The organism is Novosphingobium sp. fls2-241-R2A-195, assembly GCF_030209485.1.
GTDB lineage: Bacteria > Pseudomonadota > Alphaproteobacteria > Sphingomonadales > Sphingomonadaceae > Novosphingobium > Novosphingobium resinovorum.
In genome coordinates this window covers 35,221-61,640 of sequence record NZ_JARVRY010000038.1, presented here as the reverse complement: position 1 = coordinate 61,640, position 26,420 = coordinate 35,221, and the positions used below count along the sequence as shown (strand labels likewise).

Here is a 26,420-nt window from a genome sequence, read left to right as displayed (position 1 = left end):
ATCAGTCCCGCTCGCGAGGGTGGGCATTGCGATAGACCTCGAGGAGCGTCGCCGAGTCGACCTTGGTATAGATCTGCGTCGATCCCAGCGAGGCATGGCCCAACAGTTCTTGCAGCGAGCGCAAGTCCGCCCCCGCACCGAGCAGGTGCGTGGCGAAGCTGTGCCGCAGCGCATGCGGGGTCGCGCTCGCCGGCAGGCCCAGCCATATCCGCGCGCGCGCCACTGCCTTCTGCACCATCCCCTGCGACAATGGCCCACCCTTGGCGCCCCGGAACAGCGCATGATCGCGTTCCACCGGCCACGGCGACTTGGCGAGATAGTCCATCACGGCATCGCGTACCTTCGGGAGCAAGGGCACGACCCGCTGTTTGCCGCCCTTGCCGGTGACCATCAGCGTCTCGCCCAGCGGCAGCGCCGCGCCGGTCAGCGAAAGTGCCTCGGCGATGCGCAGGCCCGCGCCGTAGAGCAGCAGCAGCACCGCCCGGTCCCGTGCACCGATCCATGGCTCAGAGGCGTCGTCCTGCACCCCTTCCGCAAGCCCCACCGCTTCGTCAGGGGTGACGGGCCGGGGTAGCCCCTTCTTGACGCGCGGCCCCTTCACGCGCGGGGCCGACGCCTGCACTACCCCGGCTTTCTCCCGCGCGAAGACGAGGAACGCCTTGAGCGCCGAAAGCTCGCGCGCGGCCGAGACATTGCCGATCCCGTCCTGCCGCCGCGACGCGAGATGCCCGCGCAGCGCCCCCGCATCGAGGGCGGCCAGCCGGTGCCAGTCGCTTTCTCCAAGACTTTCGAGCAGGCGCCCCGCCGTCGCCACGTAAGCGCGCACAGTGTGCGGGCTGCGCCGCCGTCCTTCGGCCAGATGCCCGCCCCAGGCTTCGAGCAGGTCGGCCTTGTTCGCCATCAGCCTGCGACCAGTTGTTCGGGCACCAGTTCGCTCAGCAGTCCGTCGAGCAGGACCATGCCCTCGCCATTGACGCCGACCCGCGCGCCGTCGCGCCAGACCAGACCCTGTCCTTCGTAGAACCGGGCCTTGGCGGGATCGCACAGTTGATCTCCGGTCAGGCCGAAGCGTACGGCCATTGCGCCGAGATCCACGCCTTCACGCAGGCGCAGCCCCATCAGCATCGCCTCGCTCGCCTGTTCTAGGATGCCAAGGGGGCGTTCCTCGACAATCCCATGCGCGGATTGTGCCATCGCGGCGAGCCAGTTCTCCGGCTTACGGTGGCGCACCGTCGCCACACCGCCGCGCCTGCCATGCGCACCCGGGCCGATGCCGCAATAGTCCTGATAGCGCCAGTAGGTCAGGTTGTGGCGGCTTTCCTCGCCGGGACGGGCGTGGTTGCTGATCTCGTAGGCGGGGAGCCCCGCAGCCACCGTCACTTCACGGGTGAGCGCGAACATATCGGCGCAGGCGTCCTCGTCCAGCGGAGCGAAGTCGCCCTTGCGCACCATCGTCTCGAATCGCGTGCCCGGCTCGATGGTCAACTGGTAAAGCGAGAGGTGTCCGGTGCCGTAGGCCAGCGCGCGGTCCAGTTCGGCGCGCCAGTCGTTCAGCGACTGGCCGGGACGCGCATATATGAGATCGAAACTGACGCGCTGGAAATGCCGCTGCGCCACTTCCAGCGCTTTCAGGCCTTCTGACGCATCGTGCAAGCGGCCGAGGAAGCGCAATGTCGCGTCATCCAGCGCCTGCAGACCCAGCGACACGCGGTTGACGCCGACTTGCGCCAGCGCCGCATAGTTGGCCGCCTCGACCGAGGAGGGATTGCCCTCCAGCGTGATCTCGATGCCGGGCGCGAAGCCCCAGAGCGCCTCGGCCTCCTGCAGCAGACGCGCGACCAGCGCGGGTGGCATCAGCGAGGGCGTGCCGCCGCCGAAGAAGATCGACTGCAGCGGCTCTCCGCCTGCAAGCGCGTGCTCATGGCGCATGTCGGCGAGCAGCCCGTCCTGCCAGCGCGCGTGATCGACACGCTCGCGGACATGGCTGTTGAAGTCGCAATACGGGCACTTGGCGAGGCAGAACGGCCAGTGAATGTAGAGGGCGCGGGCCATCGGCCTAACGTATCACGCCGTGGACTGATCGGGGAACTGGTCCGCGACGAGCTTCGCGAAAGCGTCGGCGCGGTGGCTGATCGTCTGCTTCTCGGCGACCGTGAGTTCGGCGAAGCTGACGTCGCGTCCTTCAGGCACGAAGACGGGGTCGTAACCGAAGCCCATCGTCCCGCGCGGCGGCCACGAGAAGGTGCCGGTCACCCGCCCCTCGTAGATTGCCTCGTCGCCCTCGGGCCATGCGATCGCTAAAATGCTGGTGAACCAGCATGAGCGGTCCACATCCGGTCCCTGCTGGCTGAGCAGCCCCTCGACCTTGCCCATCGCCATGTACCAGTCGCGGCCTTTGTAATCCTTGCCCGGCTCGCCTTCGAACCACTGCCGCTCAGCCCAGTCGGCGGTATAGACGCCCGGCCGTCCGCCGAGCGCCGTCACCGACAAGCCGCTGTCGTCGGCCAGAGCGGGCAGCCCTGCCGCCTTCGCAGCGGCATGGGCCTTGAGCAGCGCGTTCTCGACGAACGTGGTGCCGGTCTCCTCCGGTTCGGGCAGGCTGAGATCGCCCGCCGAGACGCAGTCCACGCCGAACGGGGCGAGCAGCGCGGAAATTTCGCGCAGCTTGCCTGCGTTGTGCGTGGCGATGACCAGCTTCGATCCGTCGAGCTTGCGCGTCATCAGCGGCCGACCGCCTTGGCCTGCGCCGCGAAGATGCCCTCGCAGCCGATGCGGGCGAGGCGCAGCAGGCGCAGCAGGCCTTCCTCGTCGTACGTCGCGCCTTCGGCGGTGGCCTGTGCCTCGGCGATCAGGCCGCCTTCGATCAGCACGAAGTTGGCGTCGGCATCGGCGCCGCTGTCCTCGATGTAGTCGAGGTCGAGCACCGGGGTGCCCTGGTGGATGCCGCAGGAGATCGCCGCGACCCGCGCAGTGATCGGGTCTTCCTTGATCTTGCCATCTGCCATCAGCTTGTCGACGGCGAGGCGCAGCGCCACCCAGGCGCCCGAGATCGAGGCGGTGCGGGTGCCGCCGTCGGCCTGCAGCACGTCGCAGTCGAGCACGATCTGGCGCTCGCCGAGCTTCTTCATGTCCACCACGGCACGAAGCGAGCGGCCGATCAGGCGCTGGATTTCCTGCGTGCGGCCCGACTGCTTGCCCTTGGCCGCTTCACGGCTGCCACGGGTATGCGTGGCGCGGGGGAGCATCGAATATTCGGCCGTTACCCAGCCTTCGCCCTTGCCGCGCAGGAACGGCGGCACCTTCTCCTCGACCGAGGCGGTGACCAGCACGCGGGTGTCGCCGAAGGAGATCAGGACAGAGCCCTCCGCGTGCTTGGTGAAGCCGGTCTGGATGTCGATGGCACGCATTTCGTCAGGTGCACGGCCGGAAGGGCGCATTCTTGGGAATCCTCGTCGTGAAAATACCCGCTCGCCCTAGGCGCATTGGGGTTGAGGGTTCAAGGGGATTGCCTAGATTGACACGCGATATGCCCACGCCCCCGATCACCGAACTGACCACGCGCGCGCGCGACATCTTCCGTCTCGTCGTGGAGGGGTATCTGGCGACCGGCGTGCCGGTGGGCTCGAAGACGCTCGCCGGGCCGGGCGGGGTGAGCCTGTCGTCTGCCTCGATCCGTTCGGTGCTGGCAGACCTCGAAGGGCTGGGGCTGCTCGCCGCACCGCATACCAGCGCGGGGCGCCTGCCGACCGAGGCGGGGCTTCGCCTGTTCGTGGACGGCATCATGCAGGTGGCCGAACCCACAGCCGAGGAACGACAGGCCATCGAGCGCCGCATCGCCGCGCCCGGGCCGATCGAAGCGGCGCTGGAGGCTACCAGCGCCCTGCTTTCGAACCTCTCGTCGGGTGCAGGCGTGGTCATGGTGCCGCGCCGGGAGCCGCGACTCATGCACCTGCAACTCGTGCCGCTGGCACCGGGCCGGGCGCTGGCGGTGCTGGTGGGCGAAGATGGCGGGATCGAGAACCGTGTGCTTGAACTGCCGATGGGCCTTCCCTCCGGCGCGCTGGAGGAAGCCTCCAACTACATCTCCGCGCATCTGGGCGGTCGCACGCTGGCGCAGGCTGCGCGGGCGATGCGCGCGGAAATCGCTTCGGGTAAGTCCGCCCTCGATGCCGCCAGCAGCGATCTCGTGGAGCGCGGTCTCGCCGTGTGGAGCCAGGATGCCACTGCAAGGCCGGTGCTGATCGTGCGGGGGCAGGCGAACCTGCTCGACGAGGCGGCGCTGACCGACCTCGAACGCGTCCGCTCGCTGCTCGACGACCTCGAGAATAAGCAGTCGGTCGCCGACCTGCTCGACACCGCGCGCGAAGCGCAGTCGACGCGCATATTCATCGGTTCGGAGAACCGGCTTTTCGCGCTTTCCGGGTCCTCGGTCATCGCTTCACCCTATCGCGACCGCGAGGGCAGGGTGGTCGGCGTGGTGGGGGTAATCGGCCCGACTCGGTTGAATTATGCGCGCGTCGTCCCCATGGTGGACTTCACTGCCCAGAGCCTGGGCAAGCTCATCGGATAGCTGGAACCAAAGAACAAATGACCGACGACAAGACACAGTCGCCCGCCATAGATCCCGCAGTGGCAGAGGAACTTCAGGGCGTGCCGGAGGACTTCGTGGACACCAAGGGCGAGAACGAGGAAATCGCGGCTCTTCGCGAGAAACTGGCTACGGCCGAACAGGACGTACTCTACGCCCGCGCCGAAACGCAGAACGTGCGCCGCCGTCTTGAAAAGGACATTGCCGACACCCGCGCTTATGCTGCGACCGGTTTCGCGCGCGATATTCTCTCGGTGTCCGACAACCTCGCCCGCGCGCTGACTGCGATCCCCGCGGAACTGCGCGAAGACGACAAGCTCAAGGGCCTCGTTGCAGGTATCGAGGCCACCGGTCGTGAGATCGACAAGGTCTTCGCCAGCCACGGCATCACCCGCATCGCCGCGATGGGCCTGCCGCTCGACCCCAACCAGCACCAGGCCATGATCGAGTTGCCCTCGGCCGACGCCGAGCCGGGTACGGTCCTGCAGGAAATGCAGGCCGGTTACATGATCAAGGACCGCCTCCTGCGTCCGGCCATGGTTGCCGTAGCCAAGAAGCCGGACTGATCGGGTTTCTCTATTAAGCTGAACATTCGGCCCGCCTCCGCAAATACCGGAGGTGGGCCGTATCGTATTGTTGCCGGGGAACCTCACGCGCGCGCTTCCGTTCACTTGTGCATAGGCTACAGAATTTTCGGAGAACATCGATGCGCAAGCTCATCCTTCCCATTCTGGCCGCCGGTGCGCTGAGCATCGGTGGCTGCGCGAGCAACTATGCGGGCGAGGGCGCCCTTGCAGGCGGCGCGCTCGGCGCGGGCGTCGGCGCGATCGCCGGCGGTGACGTCGGCACCGGCGCGGCGATCGGCGCTGCGGCTGGTGCCGTAGCCGGTTCGCAGGCCAAGAAGAACGATCGCGGCTGCTATCGTTACGATCGTCGCGGCGACCGTTACTGGGATCGCGATTGCTGATCAGGCAGTCAGGTTAATTCGAGCAGGGCGCGGGCGCATAAGTGCCTGCGCCCTGTTTCGTAGAGGCTTGTTCTACGATTTACATGCGCCTTTGCGAGTTACATCGTCATTGCGAGCGCAGCGAAGCAATCCAGAGCGGGGTGGAACTGCCCTGGATTGCTTCGCTGCGCTCGCAATGGCGTTATAGTTACGCCCCGAACGGCAGAATCCCGCGATAGGCTGCCAGTTCCGGCGCTCCGGGAAAGTGCAGCCCCTCACGCAGCAGAAAGACGTGCCGCACGATCTCCGCCTGCTGCTCGATGCCATAGCGATCGAGCGTCCAGCCCGGCCTCAGCACATAATCGTAACGACATAGCGGATGACGCATCAGAGGCAGATACCAGCGTCCCTTGCACTGGGTTTGCCACACATGGGTCATCTCGTGGATGAACAATCCCTGCAGTCCCGGCGCAGCGCGCGAGAAATCATCCAGATAGAGATCGCTGCGGGGATGGAAGTGCAGGTGACCGCAAGGCGCCATGACCGTGTTGACGGGCTGGAACGGGAACCATCGGCGGCGACGGACACGCACCGGCGCGCAGTCCACCGCATTCCCGAAGATCGAGCGGACGAGATCGACCTCGCCCGCCGTCAGCGCCCGCTCACCGCCCTGATCTACGGTCGGCCCGAGGATCAGTGGTGCATTCCTTCCATGGAGCCGTGATCCATACCCTCATGGCTCATGCCACCGCCCCCCGTATCGCTCCCCAGAGCCTCTACCTGCAGCGGCATCGACAGCTTGTCGCCGTCCGAAAACGTCAGCGTTAGCTCCGCCTTGCCGCCGGGCTTGAGATCGGGCGAGACGTCGAAGACCATCACGTGAAGGCCGCCCGGCGCGAAGACCATCGAGGCGCCCGGGTCGATCGGCAGGCTGTCAACCTTGGCCATGGTGCCGCCGTTGCTCTGGTGCATCTCCGCCTTGGCTGCGCCGGAGACATGGACACCTGCCAGCGTAACCGGCTCGGCGCCGTCATTGCGCACAGTAAAGTAGACTGCGCCTGGACGGCCCGCGACGATGGGCAGCACCAACTTGCCGTCGCTCGCCACCATGCCGGGCTTGGCGTTGGGGCCGGAGAGGGTGGCGTCGTTCGATTCGGTCGGGCTGTCGGGCGTCTTGCCGCAACCGGCGACCATGGACATCAGCGCGACGGAGCAGATCAGGGCGACTGGCAGGTTACGTTTGGTCACAGGCATTTCCCTTTGTTATGCCCCGTTTCTGAATCGTTGCGCCTAATGCCATTCACACAGGCTTGTTCCAAGCGAAACGTCACCTATATCCGGCCTCGACGACTTGGAACGTCACCGAGCCGTGCAAGCTGCCTTGCCTTGTGTAAGGGAGGCGATCCGCACGGTGTCACCCACTGACGTGAGGAATGGGGATAATGGCTAAAGTAATTGGTATCGACCTTGGCACCACCAACAGCTGCGTCGCCGTCATGGACGGCGGCAAGCCCAAGGTCATCGAGAATTCAGAAGGCGCGCGCACCACGCCCTCGATCGTCGCTTTCACCAAGGATGGTGAGCGCCTGATCGGGCAGCCTGCAAAGCGCCAGGCCGTAACCAACGGCAACAATACGATCTTCGCGGTGAAGCGCCTCATCGGCCGCCGCTTCGACGACCCGGTGACCAAGAAGGACACCGAGCTGGTTCCGTACCACATCGTCAAGGGCAAGAACGGCGATGCATGGGTCCAGGCCGGTGGCGAGGATTACTCGCCCTCGCAGATCAGCGCCTTCACGCTCCAGAAGATGAAGGAAACCGCCGAATCGTATCTGGGCGAGACGGTCACGCAGGCGGTCATCACCGTTCCTGCGTACTTCAACGACGCCCAGCGCCAGGCGACCAAGGACGCCGGCCAGATCGCCGGTCTCGAAGTCCTGCGCATCATCAACGAGCCGACCGCTGCGGCGCTGGCCTACGGCCTCGACAAGCAGGACGGCAAGACGATCGCGGTCTACGACCTCGGCGGCGGCACCTTCGACGTCTCGGTTCTGGAAATCGGCGACGGCGTGTTCGAGGTGAAGTCCACCAACGGCGATACCTTCCTCGGTGGTGAAGACTTCGACTCGAAGGTCGTCGAGTGGCTGGCGGACAAGTTCAAGGCCAAGGAAGGCCTCGACCTCAAGACCGACAAGCTGGCTCTGCAGCGCCTGAAGGAAGCGGCTGAAAAGGCGAAGATCGAACTGTCGTCCACCGCGACGACCGAAGTGAACCTTCCCTTCATCACCGCCCGCATGGAAGGCGGCGCCACCACCCCGCTGCACCTCGTCGAGACGATCACCCGTTCCGACCTGGAACGCATGGTCGCCGACCTGATCCAGCGCACGCTTGAGCCCTGCCGCAAGGCGATCGCCGATGCCGGTCTCTCGGCCAAGGACATCGACGAAGTCGTGCTCGTGGGCGGCATGACCCGCATGCCCAAGGTGCGTGAAGTCGTGAAGGACTTCTTCGGCAAGGAGCCGCACACCGGCGTGAACCCGGACGAAGTCGTCGCCATGGGCGCGGCGATCCAGGCCGGCGTTCTGCAGGGCGACGTCAAGGACGTGCTGCTTCTCGACGTGACCCCGCTGTCGCTGGGCATCGAGACGCTGGGCGGCATCATGACCAAGATGATCGACCGCAACACGACGATTCCGACCAAGAAGAGCCAGGTCTACTCGACCGCCGAGGACAACCAGCAGGCGGTGACGATCCGCGTGTTCCAGGGCGAGCGCGAGATGGCGCAGGACAACAAGCTGCTCGGCCAGTTCGACCTCGTCGGCATCCCGGCGGCGCGTCGCGGTGTCCCGCAGATCGAAGTGACCTTCGACATCGACGCCAACGGCCTCGTGAACGTGTCCGCCAAGGACAAGGGCACCGGCAAGGAACAGCAGATCCGCATCCAGGCCTCGGGCGGCCTTTCGGACAGCGACATCGACCAGATGGTCCGTGACGCCGAGAAGTTCGCCGAAGAGGACAAGAAGCGCCGCGAATCGGCCGAGGCCCGCAATCAGGCCGACAGCCTCGTCCACGCGACCGAGCAGCAGCTGACCGAGCACGCCGACAAGATCGACGCTTCGCTCAAGGCTGAAGTCGAGGCCGCGATCGCCGCGACCAAGACCGCTCTGGAAGGCAACGACGCGACCGAAATCAACGCCAAGGCTCAGGAGCTGACCCAGGTGGCGATGAAGGTCGGCCAGGCCATCTACGAGAAGGAGCAGGCTTCTGCCGCTTCGCCGGAAGCCGCCAAGGCCGACGACGACGTGGTCGACGCCGAGTTCTCGGAAGTCGACGAAAACAAGGGCTGACAAGTCCTGATGAAAACCCTGGCCGCCACCTGTGCAAACCGCGCCGGTGGCGGTTAAGGTATTCCGACGGGGAAATATCACGTGTCAGCGACTGAAATCGACTATTACGAACTGCTTGAGGTAGAGCGCACTGCGGACGACAAGGTCCTCAAGTCGGCCTACCGCAAGCTTGCCATGCGCTTCCACCCGGACAAGAACCCGGGCTGCGCCGATTCCGAGGCGCGCTTCAAGCAGATCAGCGAGGCTTACGACTGCCTCAAGGACCCGCAGAAGCGCGCGGCTTACGATCGCTACGGTCATGCCGCGTTCCAGCAGGGCGCAGGCGGCGGTCAGGGCGGCGGAGACTTCGGCGATATCGGCGACATCTTCGAATCCATCTTCGGCAGCGCCTTCGGTGGCGGTGCTCGTCAGCAGCAGCGGCGCGGCGCCGACTTGCGCTACGACATGGAAGTCAGCCTCGACGAAGCGTTCCGGGGCAAGAGCACCGAGATCACCATCGAAGTCTCGCAATCGTGCGAACCCTGCAACGGTTCGGGCGCACAGCCCGGCACCGGCAAGCGCGGCTGTTCGATGTGCGGCGGCCACGGCAAGGTCCGTGCGCAGCAGGGCTTCTTCGTGGTCGAGCGTACCTGCCCGACCTGCCACGGCCGGGGCGAGGTAATCGAGAAGCCGTGTCGCTCGTGTGGCGGCGAGGGACGGGTGGACAAGCCGCAGACGCTGCAAGTGGACATTCCGCCGGGCGTCGATTCGGGTACCCGCATCCGCCTCTCCGGCAAGGGTGAGGCCGGGCCGTTCGGCTCGCCCCCGGGCGACCTCTACATCTTCCTCCACGTCAAGCGCCACCGCGTGTTCGAGCGTGACGGGACGACGCTGGTGACCAAGGTGCCGATCACCTTCACCACGGCGGCGTTGGGCGGCTCGATCGAGATCCCCGGCATCGACGGCGAGGCGATCCAGCTCGACATTCCGGCAGGCATCCAGTCCGGCAAGCAGCTGCGCAAGCGCGGTGAAGGCATGCCGGTGCTGCAGGGCCGCGGCCGCGGCGATCTTGTGATCGAGATCGCGGTGGAAACCCCGACCAAGCTGTCGGCGCGCCAGAAGGAAATCCTGCGCGAGTTGCAGTCGACCGAGACCGGCGATGAATGCCCGCAGTCGAAGGGCTTCTTCGACCGCATCAAGGACGCCTGGACCGACCTGACGGAGTGACTAAGGCGGGTGGGGCGCGTGCTCCACCCGCTTTTCTCACCCCACCTCGTCATTGCGAGCGCAGCGAAGCAATCCAGGGCGGCTCAAGACTGCCCTGGATTGCTTCGCTGCGCTCGCAATGACGACCTTCAGGTGTCCTACTTCCCCGCCAGCACCTCACGCCTGATCCGGCGCAGCAGTTCCGGATCAGCTCGCAGGCGCTGCCTCTCCTCATCGAGGATCGCCAGAAACGCCCGCCGCTTGAACCCGAGCAGTTCCGGCTGCGGCATCGCATGTTCGACCGAGAGCGTGGAGGCGATGAGGTCCATCATCCGCTCCGCACCATGCAGGCGCCCCCACAGGTAGTCGTTTTCCCGGTAGCCACGGCTGAAGAACGCGCCGAAGTTGAAGAATTCCTTCCCGCGCAGCGTCTCCTCGCGCATGCCGTCGCGGATCGCGTGGCAGTCCTCGGGCGAGATGCGATCGACCCGCACCGGGTCGAACTCGGTCAGTCCTTCGCCGCGCAGCAGGGGCAGGGTGACGGTGTCGTAGAACGGGAAGCCGAGGTAGGCGAGCAGCACCCGGCGACGTAGCGCCTGCGGCATTGCGGCAAGAGCTTCTGCCAGCAACTCGTCCACCGCGTTGTCGGTCTCCAGCAGGTTTCGGGCTTCGGCGAAATGATCGACGACTACCTGCGGCTCCTCGAAAAAGCGCGCGGCCACGGCCGGAAAACCCTCGCCCAGCGCCGCCAGCGGCTCGCGGTCGATGTAGAGCGACAGCGCCTTGTAGATCGCGGTGCGCGCGGCATCGCGGTCCTGTTCGGTGACATCGGGTTCCGCTTCCCACTCCTGAGTCACGCGCCGAGCCAGCAGGCGCAGGCGGCGGATGCGGAAGGCAAGATCGTGGTTGCGGAAGAACTCTATCATCATCGGCGAACCGGCCTCGCGCAATGCCTGCGCCCGGTCGAGGCCTTGCGCCGCCAGGTGCGCGATCAGCCTTAGTCGCACCGCTTCCGGAGAAGACAGATCGAGTTCGGGCGCCGCTTCCAGCACCATGCGGGCCATCATCGCGGTGATACCGCTGAACTTGACCTGCGCGTAGCCGTGATAGGCGAACCCCGCCTGCTCGAAAGCCGCGCCCTGCGCCTTGGCGCGCCATGCCGCAAGACGCTTGGGGGTAGGGCGGTCGAGGAAGAAGGTGTGCCCGAACAGGCGGTCCACCGTCTCCTCAATCTCCGGCCGCAGGGCCAGCACGATCTCGCGCAGCGACGCCATCTCGCGCGAGCGGGCTTCCAGCGCCTCCAGATTGTCGCGGATGGGCTGCTCGCGGGGGATCGCGGAGAGCGAGCCGAAGATCACCGAGAAAAAACCCGGCAGGCTCGCATCGCGCCGCATTTCCGCGCCGAGATGATCGGGTGTCGGATCGACGTAGACGAAGCGGCGATCCACTTCGCGCGCGGCGGGTCGGTCCCGCAGGGCATGCATGGCATCGGCGAAAGGCGCATTGACCAGCACCGCCCCGTCGATCAGCGATACGCAGTCCAGGTCGCCGCGCCGTGCATGCTCGGGCATGATCCGCGCGAGGAAGGCATCGCGCGTCGGCCATGTCCCGCCCTGTTCGTCCACCAGCCGGTCGATCTCGCCGATCTGCAGCGGCGGGAAGGCGCCGGGGAAACTCGCCGACGCCCGGGCCGCCATCACCAGTTCCGGCAAGGGCGCCAGCGGCGCTCCCTCAGCGCCCGCCTTGACGTGAAAGCCGAAGGTCATCCGGTGTTCGCTTTCCAGCACTTGCTGCGGCGAATGGAGCCGCAGCGTTTCCAGATGCCCCTTGAAGTCGGTCGAGGTCAGGAACACGTCGAGCGGATGGTGCTCCGGCAGCAGCGGTGGTCCGGCCGGGGTTTCGGCCATGGCGGTCAGAGCGCGGTGCAGCAGCCTCGAAAAGCCGATGCCGCTGAACGGTGGCTCGAACCACCGTGAGCGGATCAGGCGCGAGAGCTTTTCGCGCACTTCCGTCCGCGTCTCCGGCGCCACACTTGCGCTGACGGCATTGCCGGGCCGATGGAGCAGGTAGGTCACCAGAGGGCTGGCCCAGAACTTGGCGGCACGCGAGCCGGGGCGGGCGTCAGGATCGAGCAGCACGTCGACGTCGGCCGTCTCCAGCCACAAGTCGGTCAGCGGCTCCAGCGACTGGCCCGAATGAATGGCCTGGGCGAGAAACAGCGAATTGATCCCGCCCGCGCTGGCCCCGGCGGCAATGTCGGTCAATATCCGTAGCTTGAGGTTGCCGCTGCTTTCAAGCCTGCGCAGCAAGTCGAGATAGACCGCCGCGCTGCCTTGCAGCCCAGCCTCGCCGGGCAGATCGGCCCAGGCGGCGCGGCTCGCCTGCAGGGCCTTCCACAACTCCTTGGTGACGCCGTGCATGTAGACGGCGAGGCTGACGCCTCCATAACAGACCAGAGCGATCCGCAGTTCTTTTTGCTGCATATCGGTATCTTACCGAGGGTTACAGGATTGGCAATTGCGTTCTCATTCCGTTCCGTTTACGCGGACGGCATGGCTAAACCCAAGCGTCGATATGTGTGCCAATCCTGCGGCGGCGTCTCCACCCGGTGGCAAGGCCAGTGCCCCGACTGCGGGGAGTGGAACACGCTGGCAGAGGATGCGCCGCAGACGATCTTCTCCGCCAAGCACGACCTCTCTTCGGGCGGCCGACCGATCCAGTTCACCCCGCTCGACGCGCCGGGTGAAGTGCCCAAGCGGCAGACGACTGGCATCTCGGAATTCGACCGGGCGCTGGGCGGCGGGCTCGTGCCCGGCTCGGCGATCCTGATGGGCGGTGATCCGGGCATCGGCAAGTCCACGCTGCTGCTGCAGGTTTCGGCCAATGTCGCGATGAAGGGGGGGCTTTCCGTCTACGTCAGCGGTGAGGAGGCTGCTGGGCAAGTGCGTCTGCGTGCCGAGCGTCTCGGTCTGTCCAAGGCGCCGATCCAGCTGGCCGCGGCGACCTCGGTACGCGACATTCTCACCACGCTGGGGATGATGGACAAGCCATCGTTGCTGGTGATCGATTCGATCCAGACGATGCATTCGGACCAGATCGAGGGCGCACCCGGCACCGTCAGCCAGGTGCGCGGGTGCGCGTTCGAACTGATTCGCTACGCCAAGGAGAACGACGTCACCCTCGTCCTCGTCGGCCACGTCACCAAGGACGGCAACATCGCCGGGCCGCGCGTGCTGGAGCACATGGTCGATGTGGTGATGAGCTTCGAAGGTGAGCGCAGCCACCAGTACCGCATCCTGCGCTCGATCAAGAACCGCTTCGGCCCGGTGGACGAGATCGGCGTATTCTCGATGGAGGGCTCGGGTCTGGCGGAAGTCGGTAACCCCTCGATGCTGTTCCTCTCGGGCCGCGAAGAACCGATGGCGGGAAGCGCGGTGTTTCCGGCGATGGAGGGAACACGGCCCGTACTCGTCGAAATCCAGGCGCTGATCGTGCGGTTGCAGAGTGGTGCCACGCCTCGCCGCGCGGTCGTGGGCTGGGATTCGGGCCGTATGGCAATGCTGCTGGCGGTGCTGGAAGCGCGCTGCGGGCTCAGTTTCTCGAACGCGGAAGTCTATCTCAACGTCGCGGGCGGCTACCGACTCGGCGACCCGGCCGCCGATCTCGCGGTGGCGGCGGCGCTGGTATCCGCGCTGGGCGACAAGCCGCTCTCCACCGATGCCGTGTGGTTCGGCGAAGTTTCGCTCGCCGGAGAGATCAGGCCGGTGGCTCATGCTTCGATCCGGCAGCGCGAATCCGCCAAGCTGGGGTTCTCGAAGGCGTTCGGTCCGTCGAACGGACCCGTGCCGGAAAAGGGCCTTTCATTTTCCGGGCTGACGATGCTGCCCAACCTCGTTGACCGCATCCTGTCCGATGCCTAATTCTGCCGGTCTATGACTGGCTTCGACATTGCCGTTCTCCTGTTCGTGGGACTCGGCGCCATTACCGGCTTCATTCGCGGCTTCGTGCAGGAAATCCTTGCACTGGCGGCGTGGATTTTTGCCATCTTCGCCATCCGCCTGTTCCACACGCCGCTGACGGCGGCGCTGGGCGATTACATCAGCTCGGATTCGGGGGCGGCGGTGCTGGCTTTCGCGCTGCTGCTCGGCATTCCGTTCCTGGCAGTGAAGCTGGTCGCCAAGTGGGCCGGCGCCAAGAGCCGCGCTTCGGTGCTCGGGCCGATCGACCGGGTGCTGGGTTTCGGGTTTGGTGCGGTGAAGGGCGTGATCGTGATCGTGCTCGGCTTCTCCGTGCTGGTCTTGGGCTACGATACGATCTGGGGCATCGGCGGCCGTCCCGAATGGATCACGCAGGCCCGCACCTACCCCTTCATCAACGCCAGCAGCGAAGCGCTGGTACAGCTCATCGCCGAACGCCGTGCGGAGGCCCGTGCGGCCGAAGCAGCGCACGAAGCGCAGTAAGACCGGCGTGTCCACGGCCGTACTTTATACGCCGGACGTTCTCGCACTCGCGATCGAACTGGCCCGTCATCCGCTGACCGACGACTTGCCCCTGCGCGGCGAAGCCCGTTCGCGCAGTTGCGGCAGCACGATAGCGCTGGGCCTCGCCTTCGACGATGCCGGTGCGATCGCGCGCGTCGGGCTGCGCAGCCACGCCTGCGCGATCGGGCAGGCCTCCGCCGCTATCTTCGCCCGCAATGCACCGGGCGCGTCCGTCAAGGACATCCTTGCGACGCGCGCCGCCGTGGTAGCGTGGCTGGCAGGCGAGGGCGCATTGCCGCAATGGCCCGGATTCGCCGCGATCTCCGCCGCGCGGGACTATCCTGCGCGGCACGGTGCGGTCCTGCTGCCATGGGATGCGGCGGTCGAGGCGATCTCCCACATCTGAGCGACTGCAGCCGAGTTGCCCCGGCACGACAGCTGGGTCTATGGGCCATCACGTGACTTCGTATTCCGACCTGCCCGCTCCGGCGCTCCGCCTGGATCTCGACCAAGACGCGCTGCAATCCAACTGGCGCGCGCTCGACCGCATGTCGGGCGGCGCGCGGGCAGGGGCAGCGGTCAAGGCGGATGCCTACGGCCTCGGCGTGCACAAGGTCGTGCCTTTGCTGCAAGCCGCTGGATGCGAAGATTTCTTCGTGGCGCACTGGTCGGAAGTCCGCGCGGTGCTTGAAGTGGCGAGCCCCGGCTCGCTGTCTGTTCTCCACGGACCGCTGACGTCGCAGGACGCCGCTTATGCGCAGGCGACAGGCGTGAAGCCGGTCATCAACTCGCTCGAACAGGCACGGCGCTGGATCGACGCTGGAGGCGGGCGCTGCGACCTGATGGTCGATACCGGGATGAACCGTCTGGGCGTGACGCTGGACCAACTGGCCGAGCCGGTGCTGGCACAGCTCGAGATCGACGTCCTGCTCTCGCATCTCGTGGCCGCCGAGGAAGATACGCCACTCAACGTCATCCAGTGCGAGCGCTGGAACGATGCCCGCACGCGGGTTCGCCACAAGCGGGCAAGCCTCGCCAACAGCGGCGGCATCGCGCTGGGCGAGGCCTATCACGGCGATCTGACCCGCCCCGGCATTGCCCTTTACGGCGGAGTGCCCCGGCCGGAGATGGCGCCCATGCTGCGCCAGGTCGTTCGCCCGCAGACCGCGATCCTGCAGGTCCGTCATGTCGAAGCGGGCGAGACCATCGGCTACAACGCGACGTTCACCGCGCCTGCCGCAATGCGGGTAGGGACGATCGCCCTCGGCTATGCCGACGGCTATTTGCGGTGCTGGTCCGGCAAGGGACGCTTTTGCGCTGCAGGAACGATTCTGCCGGTACTCGGCCGGGTGAGCATGGACCTCACCGTCGTCGACCTCACCCATGCTCCCGACGTGGCGGAGGGCGACTGGATCACGGCGGACTATGCGCTGCCTCAGGCTGCGGTAACCACGGGGCTGTCGCAATATGAGCTGCTGACGTTGCTCGGCAGGCGGTTCGGGCGCTGAAAATCGCGGAATTTCCGCCGATTTCCTCTTTTGCTGCGCAGCAATTTGTGTTGCAATGCGATATTCCGGAATGGTATCTTAGCCATCCGGCAAATGGGGACTGGATAATGACTGAAACGGCGTCTGGCGAAGACAACACCGTAATCATCAAGAAATATGCGAACCGGCGTCTCTACAACACGCGGTCCTCCAGCTACATCACGCTCGATCATCTGTCGAAGATGACGCGCGAAGGGGTGGACTACAAGGTTCTCGATGCCAAGACCGGCGCCGACATCACCCACACGATCCTCACCCAGATCATCATGGAAGAGGAATCGAACGGTGAGCAGATGCTTCCCGTCAACTTCCTTCGCGAACTCATCAGCATGTACGGCAACCAGATGCAGTCGCTGATCCCGCACTACCTCGAAGCCTCGATGGAGAACTTCCGCGCCAACCAGGCGAAGCTCGCCAAGGCGTTCGAGGACAGCCTGGGCAATAATCCGCTCGCCAAGCTGGCCGAGCAGAACATGGCGATGTTTCGCGCTGCGTCCTCCGCCTTCATGCCCGGCGCGGAAAAGCAGCCGGAAACCAAGGCGCCGCCCGCGGAGGATGCAGGCGATCTCTCCGCGCTGCGCGACCAGATGGCTGAAATCCAGAAGCGCCTCGACGCGCTGGGTAAATAATTGCGGGCAAGTAAGCAGGCCGAAGGGGCGAAGTGATGACCTCCCGCGTCGCTCGCCCTGCCGCGCGTATCATCCTGCTCGATCCGGCTGAGCGCGTGCTGCTGTTCCGGTTCGACCCGCCCGACCGTCCCCCGTTCTGGTGCACGCCGGGCGGGGCGGTCGATCCCGGCGAAAGCTACGAGGATGCGGCAAGGCGCGAACTGCTGGAGGAAACCGGCTTCGTTGCAGAGCCGGGACCGCAAGTGGCGCAGCGGATCGCTGATTTCATCACCATCGAAGGCGTGCCGGTGACGGCCGACGAGCGATATTTCCGCATACGCACTCCTGCGGGCACCGATCCCGAGGCGATCGATACCGGCGGCCACACCGAACTGGAACGCTCGGTGATGCGCAGCTGGCGCTGGTTCGACCGCGCGGCATTGGCCGCGCTTGAGGAACCGTATTTTCCGGAAGATCTGGCCGAGATGTTCTAAGGTCGCGCGGGCTTTCAGGGGCTTCGACAAGCTCAGCCTGAGCGGGTTTGGGAGGTTTGCACTATCCCCCGCTCACCCTGAGCTTGTCGAAGGGTCATGCCGAACGCGTCGCCATTCATTTGAACCTTGCGCCAAGTCCCGCTAACAGGCGCGCCATGAATCAGAAGACCGCGATCCGCCACGCCCTCTCCACCAAGCGCGAAGACGATTTCGCCCAGTGGTATCAGGAAGTCATCTCCGAAGCCGAAATGGCCGAGGAATCGGGCGTGCGCGGCTGCATGGTCATCAAGCCTTGGGGCTACGGCGTGTGGGAACGCATCCAGCGCCTGATGGACGACCGCATCAAGGCCGCGGGCGTGCAGAACTGCTACTTCCCGCTGTTCATCCCGCTTTCCTACTTCGCCAAGGAAGCCGAGCACGTCGAGGGCTTCGCGAAGGAGATGGCGGTCGTCACCCATCACCGCCTCGTCGGCGACGGCAAGGGCGGCCTTGTGCCCGATCCCGAGGCGAAGCTGGAAGAGCCGCTGATCGTGCGTCCCACCTCCGAAACCGTGATCGGCGCCGCCATGGCGCGCTGGGTACAGTCGTGGCGCGACCTGCCGCTGATGGTCAACCAGTGGGCCAACGTGGTGCGCTGGGAAATGCGCACCCGCATGTTCCTGCGCACCAGCGAATTCCTCTGGCAGGAAGGCCACACCGCTCACGCCGACCGGGACGATGCGATGGCCGAGACGCTGCGCGCGCTCGAAATGTACCGCGACTTCGCCGAGACCGAGCTGGCGATGCCCGTCATCGCCGGTGAAAAGCCCGAGAACGAGCGCTTCCCCGGCGCCGTCGCGACCTATTCGATCGAGGCGATGATGCAGGACGGCAAGGCGCTGCAGGCGGGCACTTCGCATTATCTCGGCACAGGTTTCGCGCATGCGGCGGGGATCACCTTCCAGGACCGCGAGGGCACGCAGCAGTATGCCCACACGACCAGTTGGGGCACCTCGACCCGCATGATCGGCGGCCTCATCATGACGCACGGCGACGACGACGGCCTGCGCGTGCCGCCCGCAGTGGCGCCGCACCAGATCGTCATCCTGCCGATGCTGCGTGACACGCCCGAGGACGACGCGCTGCTCGCCTACTGCGAGGAACTGCGCAAGGCCCTCGTCGGCCAGTCGGCCCTTGGCGAAAGCCTGCGCGTGCTGCTCGACAAGCGCCCCGGCAAGGCCACGCAGAAGCGCTGGGCCTGGGTCAAGAAGGGCGTGCCGCTGATCCTCGAGATCGGCGGGCGCGATGCGGCGGGCGGTCAGGTCTCGATGCTGCGCCGCGACAAGCTGTGGACCGAGGCGGGCAAGGCGAACTTCGTCGGCCTCGCCAAGGACGAGTTCGTGGCCCGCGCTTCGGCCGAGATCGAGGACATCCAGGCCTCGCTTCACGCCGAAGCCAAGGCCAGGCGCGACGCGAACATCTCGAAGGCGTCCAGCTTCGAGGAACTCGCGGCGTTCTTCGCCGAGGACAAGCGCTATCCGGGCTGGGTCGAAGTCGAATGGGCACGCCCGACCGGCGATGAACTCGAAGCGGTGGTCCAGAAGCTCAAGGGCCTTAAGCTCACCATGCGCAATACGCCGCTGGGCGCCGAACCCGCGACCGGTAACTGCATTTTCACGGGACGTGGCGCCGTGGAGAAGATATACGTCGCCCGATCCTACTGAATGGGGTCTTACTGATTTCACACGGGGGCTCCGGATGATCGCAGCGATTAAATACAACCTCGCGAACCTGACCAACTTCAAGGGACGCGAGGGTCGCTCGGCCTTCTGGTTCTATTTCCTGTTCCTGGCGATCATCCAGATCGTGATTTCCATCGTGATCTCGATGGTGATGACGGCACCGATGATGGCCGACGTGTTCGAGGCTGCGAAGCAGGGGCTGAGCGAAGCCGAGATGCAGAAGCGCATGTTCAGCCGCCTTTCGGGGATGATGCGCACTTCGGTCTGGGCTTCCGTCGCCAGCACACTCGTGCTGACCGGTCTGCTGGTCGCCTCGTTCACGCGGCGGCTGCACGATTCCGACAAGCCGGGCTGGATCGCCGGGCTGACGGCGCTGATCCAGTTCGCGGCGCTGGGCGTGGCGGTCGCTTCGGTTGACAAGGTCGCCGAGATGATGATCATCGCCCAGAGCGGCGACATGGTGAAGCTGCAGGAGGCGCAGGCCAGCGTGATGATGAACGGCATGCTCGGCTATGTGCCCCTGCTGCTCATCATCGTGTTCGGCGTCTGGCCCTCGAGCGACGGAGCCAACCGTTACGGTGCGGAGCCCGATCACATCTGAGGGCCACAGTTCGTCATTGCATCTCTCTATTTCGTCATTGCGAGCGCAGCGAAGCAATCCAGAGCCACGTAAACCGCCCTGGATTGCTTCGCTGCGCTCGCAATGACGAGACGGGTGGCGATGAGGCGGGGTGAACCCGGAGCTTCCGGGGGCAATTCGCGCCTGCGAGATTGCATTGCACGGCTGCAGGGGGCATCTGCGAGGAATGCCCGCAAACAACCGCCCCGCCAATAACCGAACCTCAGGCAATCGGCTCACCGCCAACCGTCCGGTCAAGGATCGTTCGGCCAAGGATCGCCCCACGCCGGGACTGCCCACCCGCAAGCAGATCCTCGACTTCATCCAGAACTCGAGCGAACCTGCGGGCAAGCGCGAAATCTCGCGCCACTTCGGCCTCAAGGGCAATGAAAAGATCCAGCTCAAGGCGCTGCTCAAGGACATGGCCGAAGAGGGCCTGATCGACGGCAAGCGCACTGCATTCCACAAGATGGGCGGGCTGCCCAAGGTCACCGTCCTGCGCGTGATCGACATCGACGAGGGAGAGGCGATCGCCGTCCCCGATACCTGGCAGCCCGACGACGCCACCCCGCCGCCACGCATTCGCCTGATCGAGAAGGGGCGCGGTTCGGCGCTGCGCAAGGGCGACCGCGTGCTGTCGCGCACCGAGGAAAGCGCTACCGGCTGGCGCGCCTTCCCGATGAAGAAGCTGGAACTGCGCGCCGACCAGATCCTCGGCGTCGTCGAGATCGACGGCGGCGGCAAGCCCTGGCTGGCCCCGGTCGACAAGCGCATCCGCAATTCCTCGCCAATCTCCGATCTTGGCGAGGCGAAGGCGGGCGAGCTGGTGCTGGGCGTGCCGATCGGCCGTTCGGCACGGCCTTCGGTCAAGGTGACCGAAGTGCTCGGCGAACCGCTGGCGCCCAAGTCGTTCAGCCTGATCGCCATCCACAAGCACGGCATTCCCAACCACTTCATCGAGGAAGTGCTGGAAGAGGCGCAGGTTTCGGCGAAGCTGCCGCTCAGCCCCGAGCACCGCGAAGACTTGCGGCACCTGCCGATCGTCGCCATCGATCCCTCCGACGCGCGCGACCATGACGATGCGATCTGGGCGGCGCCGGACGGGGAGGGCGGCTTCGACGCGCTCGTCGCCATCGCCGACGTCTCGTTCTACGTCCGCCCCGGCGGCCAGATCGACCGCGAGGCGCGGCGGCGCGGCAACTCGGTCTATTTCCCCGACCGCGTCGTGCCGATGCTGCCCGAAGTGCTCAGCGCCGACGTCTGTTCGCTGCGCTCGGGCGAGGACCGCGCGGCGATGGCCTGCCACATGAAGATCGACGCCGAGGGCAAGATCACCGACTGGCGCTTCACCCGCGCGATCGTGCGCATCGACGAAGTGATCGCCTATGAAGAAGCGCAGGCGCGCATCGACGAGGGCCGCGCGGCTGAGCACCTGACAAACCTGTGGGCCGCGTGGAAGGCGCTGGCCACCGCGCGCAGCAATCGCGATCCGCTGGAACTCGAACTGCCCGAACGCCGCGTCAAGCTGGACGAGAAGGGCCGCATCACCGAGATCGCGATCCGAGAGCGGCTCGATGCCCACCGCGTGGTCGAGGACTTCATGATCGCCGCCAACGTCGCCGCCGCCAAGGCGCTGGAGGCCAAGACCGCGCCCGTCGTCTACCGCATCCACGAAACGCCGAGCCGCGAGAAGCTGATGGCGCTCAAGGACTACCTCGCGACGTTCGGCAAGAAGCTGGCGATGGGGCAGGTCATCACGCCCAGCCTGTTCAACCGCATGCTCAAGGACGTGACCGACGAGACCGAGAAGGCGCTCATCATGGAAGCGGTCCTGCGCAGCCAGACGCAGGCCTATTACGGCCCCGCCAATGCCGGGCACTTCGGGCTGGCGCTGGCGTCCTACGCGCACTTCACCTCGCCGATCCGGCGTTATGCGGACCTTCTGGTGCACCGCGCATTGGTCGATGCCTATGGGCTGGAGCAGCCGAAGCCAAAAGCCGACATTCCGGCGCTGTCAGGCCTGTCGGAGCGTGACCGCGAAGACCTCGGCCGCGTCAGCGACGCGATCAGCCAGGCCGAGCGCCGCGCCATGGAAGCCGAGCGCGAAACGATCGACCGCTACGTCGCCGCCTGGCTGGCGAGCCGCGTGGGCGAAGTGTTCGACACGCGCATCACCGGCGTCCAGAAGTTCGGCTTCTTCGCCACCATCGTCGGCCTCGGCGGCGACGGCTTGGTCCCGGTCTCGACGCTGGGGGACGAGCGATTCACGTTCGACGAGAAGGCCAAGGTGCTGGTCGGCGACGAGACGGGCACCGCCTTCTCGATCGGCCAGATCCTCAAGCTGCGACTGGCGGAGGCCAATGCGCTGACTGGCGCGCTCAAGTATGAGCTGCCCGACGGCGGCGGCCGGATCGAGCCGCGCGGGAATGCTCCGGCGCTCAAGCACAAGGGCAAGCACTTCGTCGGCCAGCGCGGGCGGCCGAAGAACATCCGGCATCAGGGGCGGGGCAAGCGGTAACGCCCCGCACTCGATCCAGCCCCTCATCGTCATTGCGAGCGTAGCGAAGCAATCCAGGGAAGAGCAAACCGCACTGGATTGCTTCGCTACGCTCGCAATGACGAAGTTATGTGGGGCAATGGACCGTTTGTGGCACCCCTGAGTGCCGTTAGGTGCCGCCCAGTGCCGCTCAGCTCAACCGTTCGATCGCCTCGGCATCGAGCCCGCCGGGGACCACAAACACCGGACAGGTCATATGCGCCATGCCCGGCCCGGTGAAGTGCGCGACCAGAGCGCCCGGTCCGCCTTCCTTCGCCGCGCCCAGCACCAGCGCCGAAACCTCGGGGTGCTCCTCCAGATATTTGCGCACGATCTTGATGTCTTCTCCCATGTGAACGGAGATGACCGGCATCTTTGCGCCTTGCGACAAAAGGTTTCCGGCGGCCGCCGTCACCAGCGTCTCGGCGCGGGCGCGGGCCTCTTCCTCGATGGTCGCCTGGACCCCAGCGAAGGCGTTGAAGGGCTGCGGCGGGACGAGCGCCAGAAGGTGCAGCGCACCATCGGTCTTGGCCGCGCGGCGGGCCGCGAACTGAAGGGCGACGAGCGCTTCCTCGCTCTCGTCGACGATCACCAGGTAGATGCGCATGGGTGGTTCCCTCTCCAACCGGCTTATCGATACGCGAAGCCTGCAAGACAAGCCACCACTGTTGCGAAAAAAGAAACTGCAAGGTTCTTGAACGCAACGCTCAAGCCGTCCAAGGAGGGGGCCAGCGCCCGAAAGCGGCCTCCCTACGGACAATAAGGAACGTACAGTTTCCATGCCCATCGAGATCAAGATGCCCGCCCTGTCCCCCACCATGGAAGAGGGCAAACTGGCCAAATGGCTGGTAAAGGAAGGCGACACCGTCTCCTCCGGCGACATCATGGCCGAGATCGAGACCGACAAGGCGACCATGGAATTCGAAGCCGTCGATGAAGGCGTGATCGGCAAGATCAGCGTCGCCGAGGGCACCGAAGGCGTCAAGGTCGGCACCGTCATCGCCGTGCTGGTCGAAGAGGGCGAGGATGCCTCGGCGATCGAAGCACCCAAGGCTGACGCCCCGAAGGCCGCCGCCAAGGAAGAGGCTCCGAAGGCCGAAGCCCCCAAGGCTGACACCAAGCCCGCTCCCGCAGCTGCCCCGAAGGCCGCCGCTTCGGGTGACCGTGTCGTCGCCACCCCGCTCGCCAAGCGTATCGCCGATGCCAAGGGCGTGGACCTCTCGGGCGTCGCCGGTTCCGGCCCGAACGGCCGCATCGTCAAGGCCGACGTCGAGGCCGCGCAGGGCGGGACCGCCAAGAAGGCCGCTCCGGTGCCCGCAGCGTCGGCTCCGGCCGCTGCTCCCGCCGCTGCCGCGACCTCTTCGGTCGAGATGGCCGACGAGACCCGCGCGCTGCTCGATGCCCGCGTGCCGCACTCGGTCGAGAAGCTTTCGGGCATGCGCAAGACCATCGCCCGCCGCCTCGCCCAGTCGAAGCAGGAAGCGCCGCACATCTACCTCAGCGTCGACGTTCAGCTCGACAAGCTGCTGGAACTGCGCTCGCAGATCAACGCCACGCTGGAGAAGCAGGGCGTGAAGGTCTCGGTCAACGACATGCTGGTCAAGGCGCTCGGCATGGCGCTGGTCGCGGTGCCCGAGTGCAACGTGACGTTCGCGGGCAACGAACTCATCAAGTACGAGCGCGCCGACATTTCGGTCGCCGTGTCGATCCCGGGCGGTCTCATCACCCCGATCGTCACCGCCGCCAACGAAAAGTCGTTCTCGGCCATCGCCAAGGCGACCAAGGATCTTGCGAGCCGCGCCAAGGAAGGCAAGCTCAAGCCTGACGAGTACCAGGGCGGCACCGCCTCGATCTCGAACATGGGCATGATGGGCATCAAGTCTTTCTCGGCCGTCATCAACCCGCCGCAGTCGACCATCCTCGCCATTGGGGCAGGCGACAAGCGCCCCTGGGTCATGCCAGACGGGTCGCTGGGAGTGGCGACTGTGATGAGTGCGACTGGCAGCTTCGATCATCGTGCCGTGGACGGCGCCGACGGCGCGCGCCTGATGGCCGCGTTCCGCGAGTTCGTCGAGAACCCGCTGAGCATGATCGCCTGATATGGAGCACGAGGCCGGAGAGCTGGTCATCCGCGTCACCGCGATGCCCACCGACCTCAACCCCTATGGCGGCGTTTTCGGGGGCTGGTTGATGAGCCAGCTTGCCCTGGGCGCCGCCTCGCTGGTCACCCGCCGCACCGGCCACAAGGCCGTGGTGGTGGGGGCGACCGACTTCACCTTTCCCGGCGTCATGCTCGTGGGCGACGAACTCAACGTCTATGCGAGCGTGCAGCGGACGGGGCGCACTTCGATGACGATCGCCACGCGCGGCTTTGGCCGGGCGCGGGCGAGCGAGCATCAGGTCGAAGTCGCCACCGGGCTGTTCACATTCGTGACGCTGGATGAAAACGACCGCCCCAGGCCCATCGCCGCGACTTCGGAGATCGTCTGAAATGGCGGAAGAATACCGCGAACCCGTCATCCGCATCACCGCGATGCCCGCCGATGCCAATGCTTATGGCGACATCTTCGGTGGCTGGCTGATGAGCCTGATGGACATGGGCGCCGGCCTGATCGCCGCGCGCCACTCGCATGGCCGCGCCGTCACCATCGCGATGGACGGCATGCAGTTCCACAAGCCGGTCAAGGTGGGCGACGAAGTCAGCGTCTACGGTGAACTCAGGAAAGTGGGCCGCTCCTCGATGACCATCGGCATCGAGGCCTGGCGGCGCCACCGGCATGAAGAAGAACAGGTGAAGGTGACCGAAGCGGTCTTCACCTTCGTCGCAATCGACGACGCGGGCCGCCCCCGCGCGATCGAACAGGAGAGTTAAGAGTGGCTGATTCTTACGACGTCATCGTTCTCGGTTCCGGCCCCGGCGGCTATGTCGCGGCGATCCGCAGCGCGCAGCTTGGCCTCAAGACCGCCATCGTCGAGCGCGAACTGCTCGGCGGCATCTGCCTCAACTGGGGCTGCATCCCGACCAAGGCGCTGCTGCGCTCGGCCGAGATCCTGCACCACATGAAGCACGCCAAGGACTATGGCCTCGCGGCGGAGAACATCACCGCCGACCTCGACGCGATCGTCAAGCGCTCGCGCGGCGTGGCCAAGCAGCTCAATCAGGGCGTCACGCACCTGATGAAGAAGAACAAGATCACCGTCCACATGGGCACCGGCAAGCTGGTCGCTCCGGGCAAGCTGGAAGTGACCGGGGACAAGGGTTCGGAAACCCTCTCGGCCAAGCACATCATCATCGCCACCGGCGCCCGTGCGCGCGAACTGCCCGGCGCCAAGTCGGACGGCAACCGCATCTGGACCTACCGCCATGCGATGACGCCCAAGGAAATGCCGACGAAGCTGCTGGTCCTCGGCTCGGGCGCGATCGGCATCGAGTTCGCCAGCTTCTACAACGACATGGGCGTCGACGTGACGGTCGTGGAGATGATGGACCGCATCGTACCGGTCGAGGACAAGGACGTCTCGGCCTTCCTCGAAAAGGCGCTGACCAAGCAGGGGATGAAGATCCTCACCGGCGCCAAGGCGAGCGACGTCAAGGCTTCGGACAAGGGCGTCTCTGTCAAGATCACGCCCAAGGGCGGCAAGGAAGAGACGCAGGAATTCAGCCACGTCATCGTCGCGATCGGTATCGTTCCGAACGTCGAGAACATCGGCTTGGAAGAACTCAAGATCGAACCGGACGAGAAGTTCTTCGTCAAGGTGGACGACTATGGCCGCACCAACGTCCCCGGCGTCTGGGCGATCGGCGACTGCGTGAAGGGCCCGTGGCTTGCCCACAAGGCCAGCCATGAAGGCGTCACCACCGCCGAATCGATCGCCAAGGAACTGGGCAACACGGAAGTGCACCCGCACGCTCTGGACCGCCGCAACATCCCGGGCTGCACCTACTGCCACCCGCAGATCGCCTCGGTCGGCCTGACGGAAGCCAAGGCCAAGGAAGAGGGTTACGAGGTCAAGGCCGGCACCTTCCCGTTCATCGGCAACGGCAAGGCGATCGCGCTGGGCGAGCCGGAAGGCTTCGTGAAGACCGTGTTCGATGCCAAGACCGGCGAGCTGCTCGGTGCCCACATGATCGGCGCGGAAGTGACCGAGATGATCCAGGGCTACGTCGTCGGCAAGACGCTGGAGACCACCGAGGCGGAACTGATGAACACCGTGTTCCCGCACCCGACGATCTCGGAGACGATGCACGAGGCGACCCTCGCCGCCTACGGCCGCGCGATCCACATCTGATCGCGCCGCAAGGTCTGGAAAAACGAAGAGGGCGGGCCGCAAGGTCCGCCCTTTTTCG

The 26,420-nt window shown here is 65.7% G+C and carries 26 protein-coding genes; 18 read left to right on the top strand and 8 right to left on the bottom strand.

Features of this window, described 5'->3' with window-relative positions; translation table 11 throughout:
• Nucleotide 1 precedes the first annotated feature (1 nt).
• Genes QRN25_RS24675 through rph form a run of 4 tightly spaced genes read right to left on the bottom strand, consistent with a single transcriptional unit; the run spans nt 2 to nt 3,437 of the window.
• Nucleotides 2-901 (bottom strand): tyrosine recombinase XerC, encoded by a 900-nt coding sequence (locus QRN25_RS24675; RefSeq protein ID WP_285022037.1) that lies wholly within the window; start codon nt 899-901, stop codon nt 2-4.
• A complete protein-coding gene (hemW, locus tag QRN25_RS24670) occupies nt 901-2,052 on the bottom strand; it encodes a radical SAM family heme chaperone HemW (RefSeq protein ID WP_285022035.1) in 1,152 nt (383 codons plus the stop codon). Before hemW ends, QRN25_RS24675 begins: the two co-directional genes overlap by 1 nt.
• 12 nt (nt 2,053-2,064) lie before the next feature.
• On the bottom strand, nt 2,065-2,721 hold the full coding sequence (gene rdgB / locus QRN25_RS24665) for an RdgB/HAM1 family non-canonical purine NTP pyrophosphatase (protein WP_285022033.1): 657 nt from the start codon (nt 2,719-2,721) through the stop codon (nt 2,065-2,067).
• A complete protein-coding gene (gene rph, locus QRN25_RS24660) occupies nt 2,721-3,437 on the bottom strand; it encodes a ribonuclease PH (protein WP_008832746.1) in 717 nt (238 codons plus the stop codon). Before rph ends, rdgB begins: the two co-directional genes overlap by 1 nt.
• An 89-nt stretch (nt 3,438-3,526) precedes the next feature.
• Between rph and hrcA the strand changes: the two genes are divergently transcribed.
• The 3 genes from hrcA to QRN25_RS24645 all read left to right on the top strand — a co-directional run bounded on the left by hrcA (nt 3,527) and on the right by QRN25_RS24645 (nt 5,555).
• A complete protein-coding gene (hrcA, locus tag QRN25_RS24655) occupies nt 3,527-4,570 on the top strand; it encodes a heat-inducible transcriptional repressor HrcA (RefSeq protein WP_285022065.1) in 1,044 nt (347 codons plus the stop codon).
• Nucleotides 4,571-4,587: 17 nt separating this feature from the next.
• Entirely contained in the window at nt 4,588-5,154 is a 567-nt protein-coding gene (locus QRN25_RS24650; RefSeq protein ID WP_008832744.1) for a nucleotide exchange factor GrpE, read from the top strand.
• 140 nt (nt 5,155-5,294) lie between these two features.
• Nucleotides 5,295-5,555, top strand: coding sequence for a YMGG-like glycine zipper-containing protein (locus tag QRN25_RS24645; protein WP_008832743.1), 261 nt, complete (start codon nt 5,295-5,297; stop codon nt 5,553-5,555).
• Between the two features lie 187 nt (nt 5,556-5,742).
• Here QRN25_RS24645 and QRN25_RS24640 read toward each other — a convergent pair whose 3' ends face one another.
• A complete protein-coding gene (locus QRN25_RS24640) occupies nt 5,743-6,228 on the bottom strand; it encodes a vgr related protein (protein WP_285022062.1) in 486 nt (161 codons plus the stop codon).
• Complete coding sequence (locus QRN25_RS24635; protein ID WP_285022030.1) at nt 6,228-6,788, bottom strand: copper chaperone PCu(A)C; 561 nt, start codon at nt 6,786-6,788, stop codon at nt 6,228-6,230. The genes QRN25_RS24640 and QRN25_RS24635 overlap by 1 nt, the downstream gene beginning before the upstream one ends.
• 188 nt (nt 6,789-6,976) lie before the next feature.
• Here QRN25_RS24635 and dnaK point away from each other — a divergent pair, with 188 nt between their 5' ends.
• Together dnaK and dnaJ are read left to right on the top strand one after the other, a co-directional pair.
• A complete protein-coding gene (dnaK, locus tag QRN25_RS24630) occupies nt 6,977-8,881 on the top strand; it encodes a molecular chaperone DnaK (protein ID WP_036523147.1) in 1,905 nt (634 codons plus the stop codon).
• A gap of 81 nt (nt 8,882-8,962) precedes the next feature.
• Nucleotides 8,963-10,087 carry a molecular chaperone DnaJ gene (gene dnaJ / locus QRN25_RS24625; protein ID WP_008832738.1) on the top strand — a complete coding sequence of 375 codons (1,125 nt, stop codon included), beginning with the start codon at nt 8,963-8,965 and terminating at the stop codon, nt 10,085-10,087.
• Between the two features lie 137 nt (nt 10,088-10,224).
• Here the strand turns inward: dnaJ and QRN25_RS24620 are convergent, their stop codons facing one another.
• Complete coding sequence (locus tag QRN25_RS24620) at nt 10,225-12,549, bottom strand: patatin-like protein (protein WP_285022029.1); 2,325 nt, start codon at nt 12,547-12,549, stop codon at nt 10,225-10,227.
• Nucleotides 12,550-12,618: 69 nt separating this feature from the next.
• On the opposite strand from QRN25_RS24620, the gene radA reads away from it, so the two are divergent.
• From radA to rnr, 9 genes are all read left to right on the top strand, one after another.
• A complete protein-coding gene (gene radA, locus QRN25_RS24615) occupies nt 12,619-13,986 on the top strand; it encodes a DNA repair protein RadA (RefSeq protein WP_285022026.1) in 1,368 nt (455 codons plus the stop codon).
• A gap of 12 nt (nt 13,987-13,998) precedes the next feature.
• Nucleotides 13,999-14,526: a CvpA family protein gene (locus QRN25_RS24610; RefSeq protein WP_285022025.1), complete on the top strand. Its 528-nt coding sequence runs from the start codon at nt 13,999-14,001 to the stop codon at nt 14,524-14,526.
• A gap of 7 nt (nt 14,527-14,533) precedes the next feature.
• Complete coding sequence (locus tag QRN25_RS24605; protein ID WP_037521507.1) at nt 14,534-14,953, top strand: iron-sulfur cluster assembly scaffold protein; 420 nt, start codon at nt 14,534-14,536, stop codon at nt 14,951-14,953.
• A gap of 52 nt (nt 14,954-15,005) precedes the next feature.
• Nucleotides 15,006-16,055 (top strand): alanine racemase, encoded by a 1,050-nt coding sequence (alr, locus tag QRN25_RS24600; RefSeq protein WP_285022023.1) that lies wholly within the window; start codon nt 15,006-15,008, stop codon nt 16,053-16,055.
• Nucleotides 16,056-16,162: 107 nt separating this feature from the next.
• Nucleotides 16,163-16,723, top strand: a complete 561-nt coding sequence (phaR, locus tag QRN25_RS24595; protein WP_008832732.1) for a polyhydroxyalkanoate synthesis repressor PhaR — start codon at nt 16,163-16,165, stop codon at nt 16,721-16,723.
• Between the two features lie 35 nt (nt 16,724-16,758).
• Complete coding sequence (locus QRN25_RS24590) at nt 16,759-17,196, top strand: NUDIX hydrolase (protein WP_285022021.1); 438 nt, start codon at nt 16,759-16,761, stop codon at nt 17,194-17,196.
• 155 nt (nt 17,197-17,351) lie between these two features.
• Nucleotides 17,352-18,899, top strand: coding sequence for a proline--tRNA ligase (gene proS / locus QRN25_RS24585; RefSeq protein WP_285022019.1), 1,548 nt, complete (start codon nt 17,352-17,354; stop codon nt 18,897-18,899).
• A 34-nt stretch (nt 18,900-18,933) separates the two neighbouring features.
• Nucleotides 18,934-19,518, top strand: a complete 585-nt coding sequence (locus tag QRN25_RS24580) for a DUF805 domain-containing protein (RefSeq protein ID WP_285022017.1) — start codon at nt 18,934-18,936, stop codon at nt 19,516-19,518.
• A 205-nt stretch (nt 19,519-19,723) separates the two neighbouring features.
• The gene (rnr, locus tag QRN25_RS24575) at nt 19,724-22,054 is read left to right on the top strand and encodes a ribonuclease R (RefSeq protein WP_285022016.1); all 2,331 of its coding nucleotides are present in this window, start codon (nt 19,724-19,726) and stop codon (nt 22,052-22,054) included.
• A gap of 169 nt (nt 22,055-22,223) precedes the next feature.
• On the opposite strand, the gene QRN25_RS24570 is transcribed toward rnr, so the two are convergent.
• Nucleotides 22,224-22,679: a universal stress protein gene (locus tag QRN25_RS24570; protein WP_008832727.1), complete on the bottom strand. Its 456-nt coding sequence runs from the start codon at nt 22,677-22,679 to the stop codon at nt 22,224-22,226.
• Between the two features lie 172 nt (nt 22,680-22,851).
• On the opposite strand from QRN25_RS24570, the gene QRN25_RS24565 reads away from it, so the two are divergent.
• Genes QRN25_RS24565 through lpdA form a run of 4 tightly spaced genes read left to right on the top strand, consistent with a single transcriptional unit; the run spans nt 22,852 to nt 26,362 of the window.
• Entirely contained in the window at nt 22,852-24,171 is a 1,320-nt protein-coding gene (locus QRN25_RS24565) for a pyruvate dehydrogenase complex dihydrolipoamide acetyltransferase (protein WP_285022014.1), read from the top strand.
• A 1-nt stretch (nt 24,172) separates the two neighbouring features.
• Nucleotides 24,173-24,562, top strand: a complete 390-nt coding sequence (locus QRN25_RS24560) for an acyl-CoA thioesterase (RefSeq protein ID WP_285022012.1) — start codon at nt 24,173-24,175, stop codon at nt 24,560-24,562.
• A gap of 1 nt (nt 24,563) precedes the next feature.
• Nucleotides 24,564-24,944 (top strand): acyl-CoA thioesterase, encoded by a 381-nt coding sequence (locus tag QRN25_RS24555; RefSeq protein ID WP_008832724.1) that lies wholly within the window; start codon nt 24,564-24,566, stop codon nt 24,942-24,944.
• Between the two features lie 2 nt (nt 24,945-24,946).
• Nucleotides 24,947-26,362 carry a dihydrolipoyl dehydrogenase gene (gene lpdA, locus QRN25_RS24550; RefSeq protein ID WP_285022010.1) on the top strand — a complete coding sequence of 472 codons (1,416 nt, stop codon included), beginning with the start codon at nt 24,947-24,949 and terminating at the stop codon, nt 26,360-26,362.
• Nucleotides 26,363-26,420 lie beyond the last annotated feature (58 nt).

Bases quoted from the DNA above. Each gene is read 5' to 3' on its own strand.
- QRN25_RS24675 (WP_285022037.1), bottom strand. From the start codon at position 901: ATGGCGAACAAGGCCGACCTGCTCGAAGCCTGGGGCGGGCATCTGGCC.
- hemW (WP_285022035.1), bottom strand. From the start codon at position 2,052: ATGGCCCGCGCCCTCTACATTCACTGGCCGTTCTGCCTCGCCAAGTGC.
- rdgB (WP_285022033.1), bottom strand. From the start codon at position 2,721: ATGACGCGCAAGCTCGACGGATCGAAGCTGGTCATCGCCACGCACAAC.
- rph (WP_008832746.1), bottom strand. From the start codon at position 3,437: ATGCGCCCTTCCGGCCGTGCACCTGACGAAATGCGTGCCATCGACATC.
- hrcA (WP_285022065.1), top strand. From the start codon at position 3,527: ATGCCCACGCCCCCGATCACCGAACTGACCACGCGCGCGCGCGACATC.
- QRN25_RS24650 (WP_008832744.1), top strand. From the start codon at position 4,588: ATGACCGACGACAAGACACAGTCGCCCGCCATAGATCCCGCAGTGGCA.
- QRN25_RS24645 (WP_008832743.1), top strand. From the start codon at position 5,295: ATGCGCAAGCTCATCCTTCCCATTCTGGCCGCCGGTGCGCTGAGCATC.
- QRN25_RS24635 (WP_285022030.1), bottom strand. From the start codon at position 6,788: ATGCCTGTGACCAAACGTAACCTGCCAGTCGCCCTGATCTGCTCCGTC.
- dnaK (WP_036523147.1), top strand. From the start codon at position 6,977: ATGGCTAAAGTAATTGGTATCGACCTTGGCACCACCAACAGCTGCGTC.
- QRN25_RS24620 (WP_285022029.1), bottom strand. From the start codon at position 12,549: ATGCAGCAAAAAGAACTGCGGATCGCTCTGGTCTGTTATGGAGGCGTC.
- radA (WP_285022026.1), top strand. From the start codon at position 12,619: ATGGCTAAACCCAAGCGTCGATATGTGTGCCAATCCTGCGGCGGCGTC.
- QRN25_RS24610 (WP_285022025.1), top strand. From the start codon at position 13,999: ATGACTGGCTTCGACATTGCCGTTCTCCTGTTCGTGGGACTCGGCGCC.
- phaR (WP_008832732.1), top strand. From the start codon at position 16,163: ATGACTGAAACGGCGTCTGGCGAAGACAACACCGTAATCATCAAGAAA.
- QRN25_RS24590 (WP_285022021.1), top strand. From the start codon at position 16,759: ATGACCTCCCGCGTCGCTCGCCCTGCCGCGCGTATCATCCTGCTCGAT.
- proS (WP_285022019.1), top strand. From the start codon at position 17,352: ATGAATCAGAAGACCGCGATCCGCCACGCCCTCTCCACCAAGCGCGAA.
- QRN25_RS24580 (WP_285022017.1), top strand. From the start codon at position 18,934: ATGATCGCAGCGATTAAATACAACCTCGCGAACCTGACCAACTTCAAG.
- rnr (WP_285022016.1), top strand. From the start codon at position 19,724: ATGCCCGCAAACAACCGCCCCGCCAATAACCGAACCTCAGGCAATCGG.
- QRN25_RS24570 (WP_008832727.1), bottom strand. From the start codon at position 22,679: ATGCGCATCTACCTGGTGATCGTCGACGAGAGCGAGGAAGCGCTCGTC.
- QRN25_RS24565 (WP_285022014.1), top strand. From the start codon at position 22,852: ATGCCCATCGAGATCAAGATGCCCGCCCTGTCCCCCACCATGGAAGAG.
- QRN25_RS24560 (WP_285022012.1), top strand. From the start codon at position 24,173: ATGGAGCACGAGGCCGGAGAGCTGGTCATCCGCGTCACCGCGATGCCC.
- QRN25_RS24555 (WP_008832724.1), top strand. From the start codon at position 24,564: ATGGCGGAAGAATACCGCGAACCCGTCATCCGCATCACCGCGATGCCC.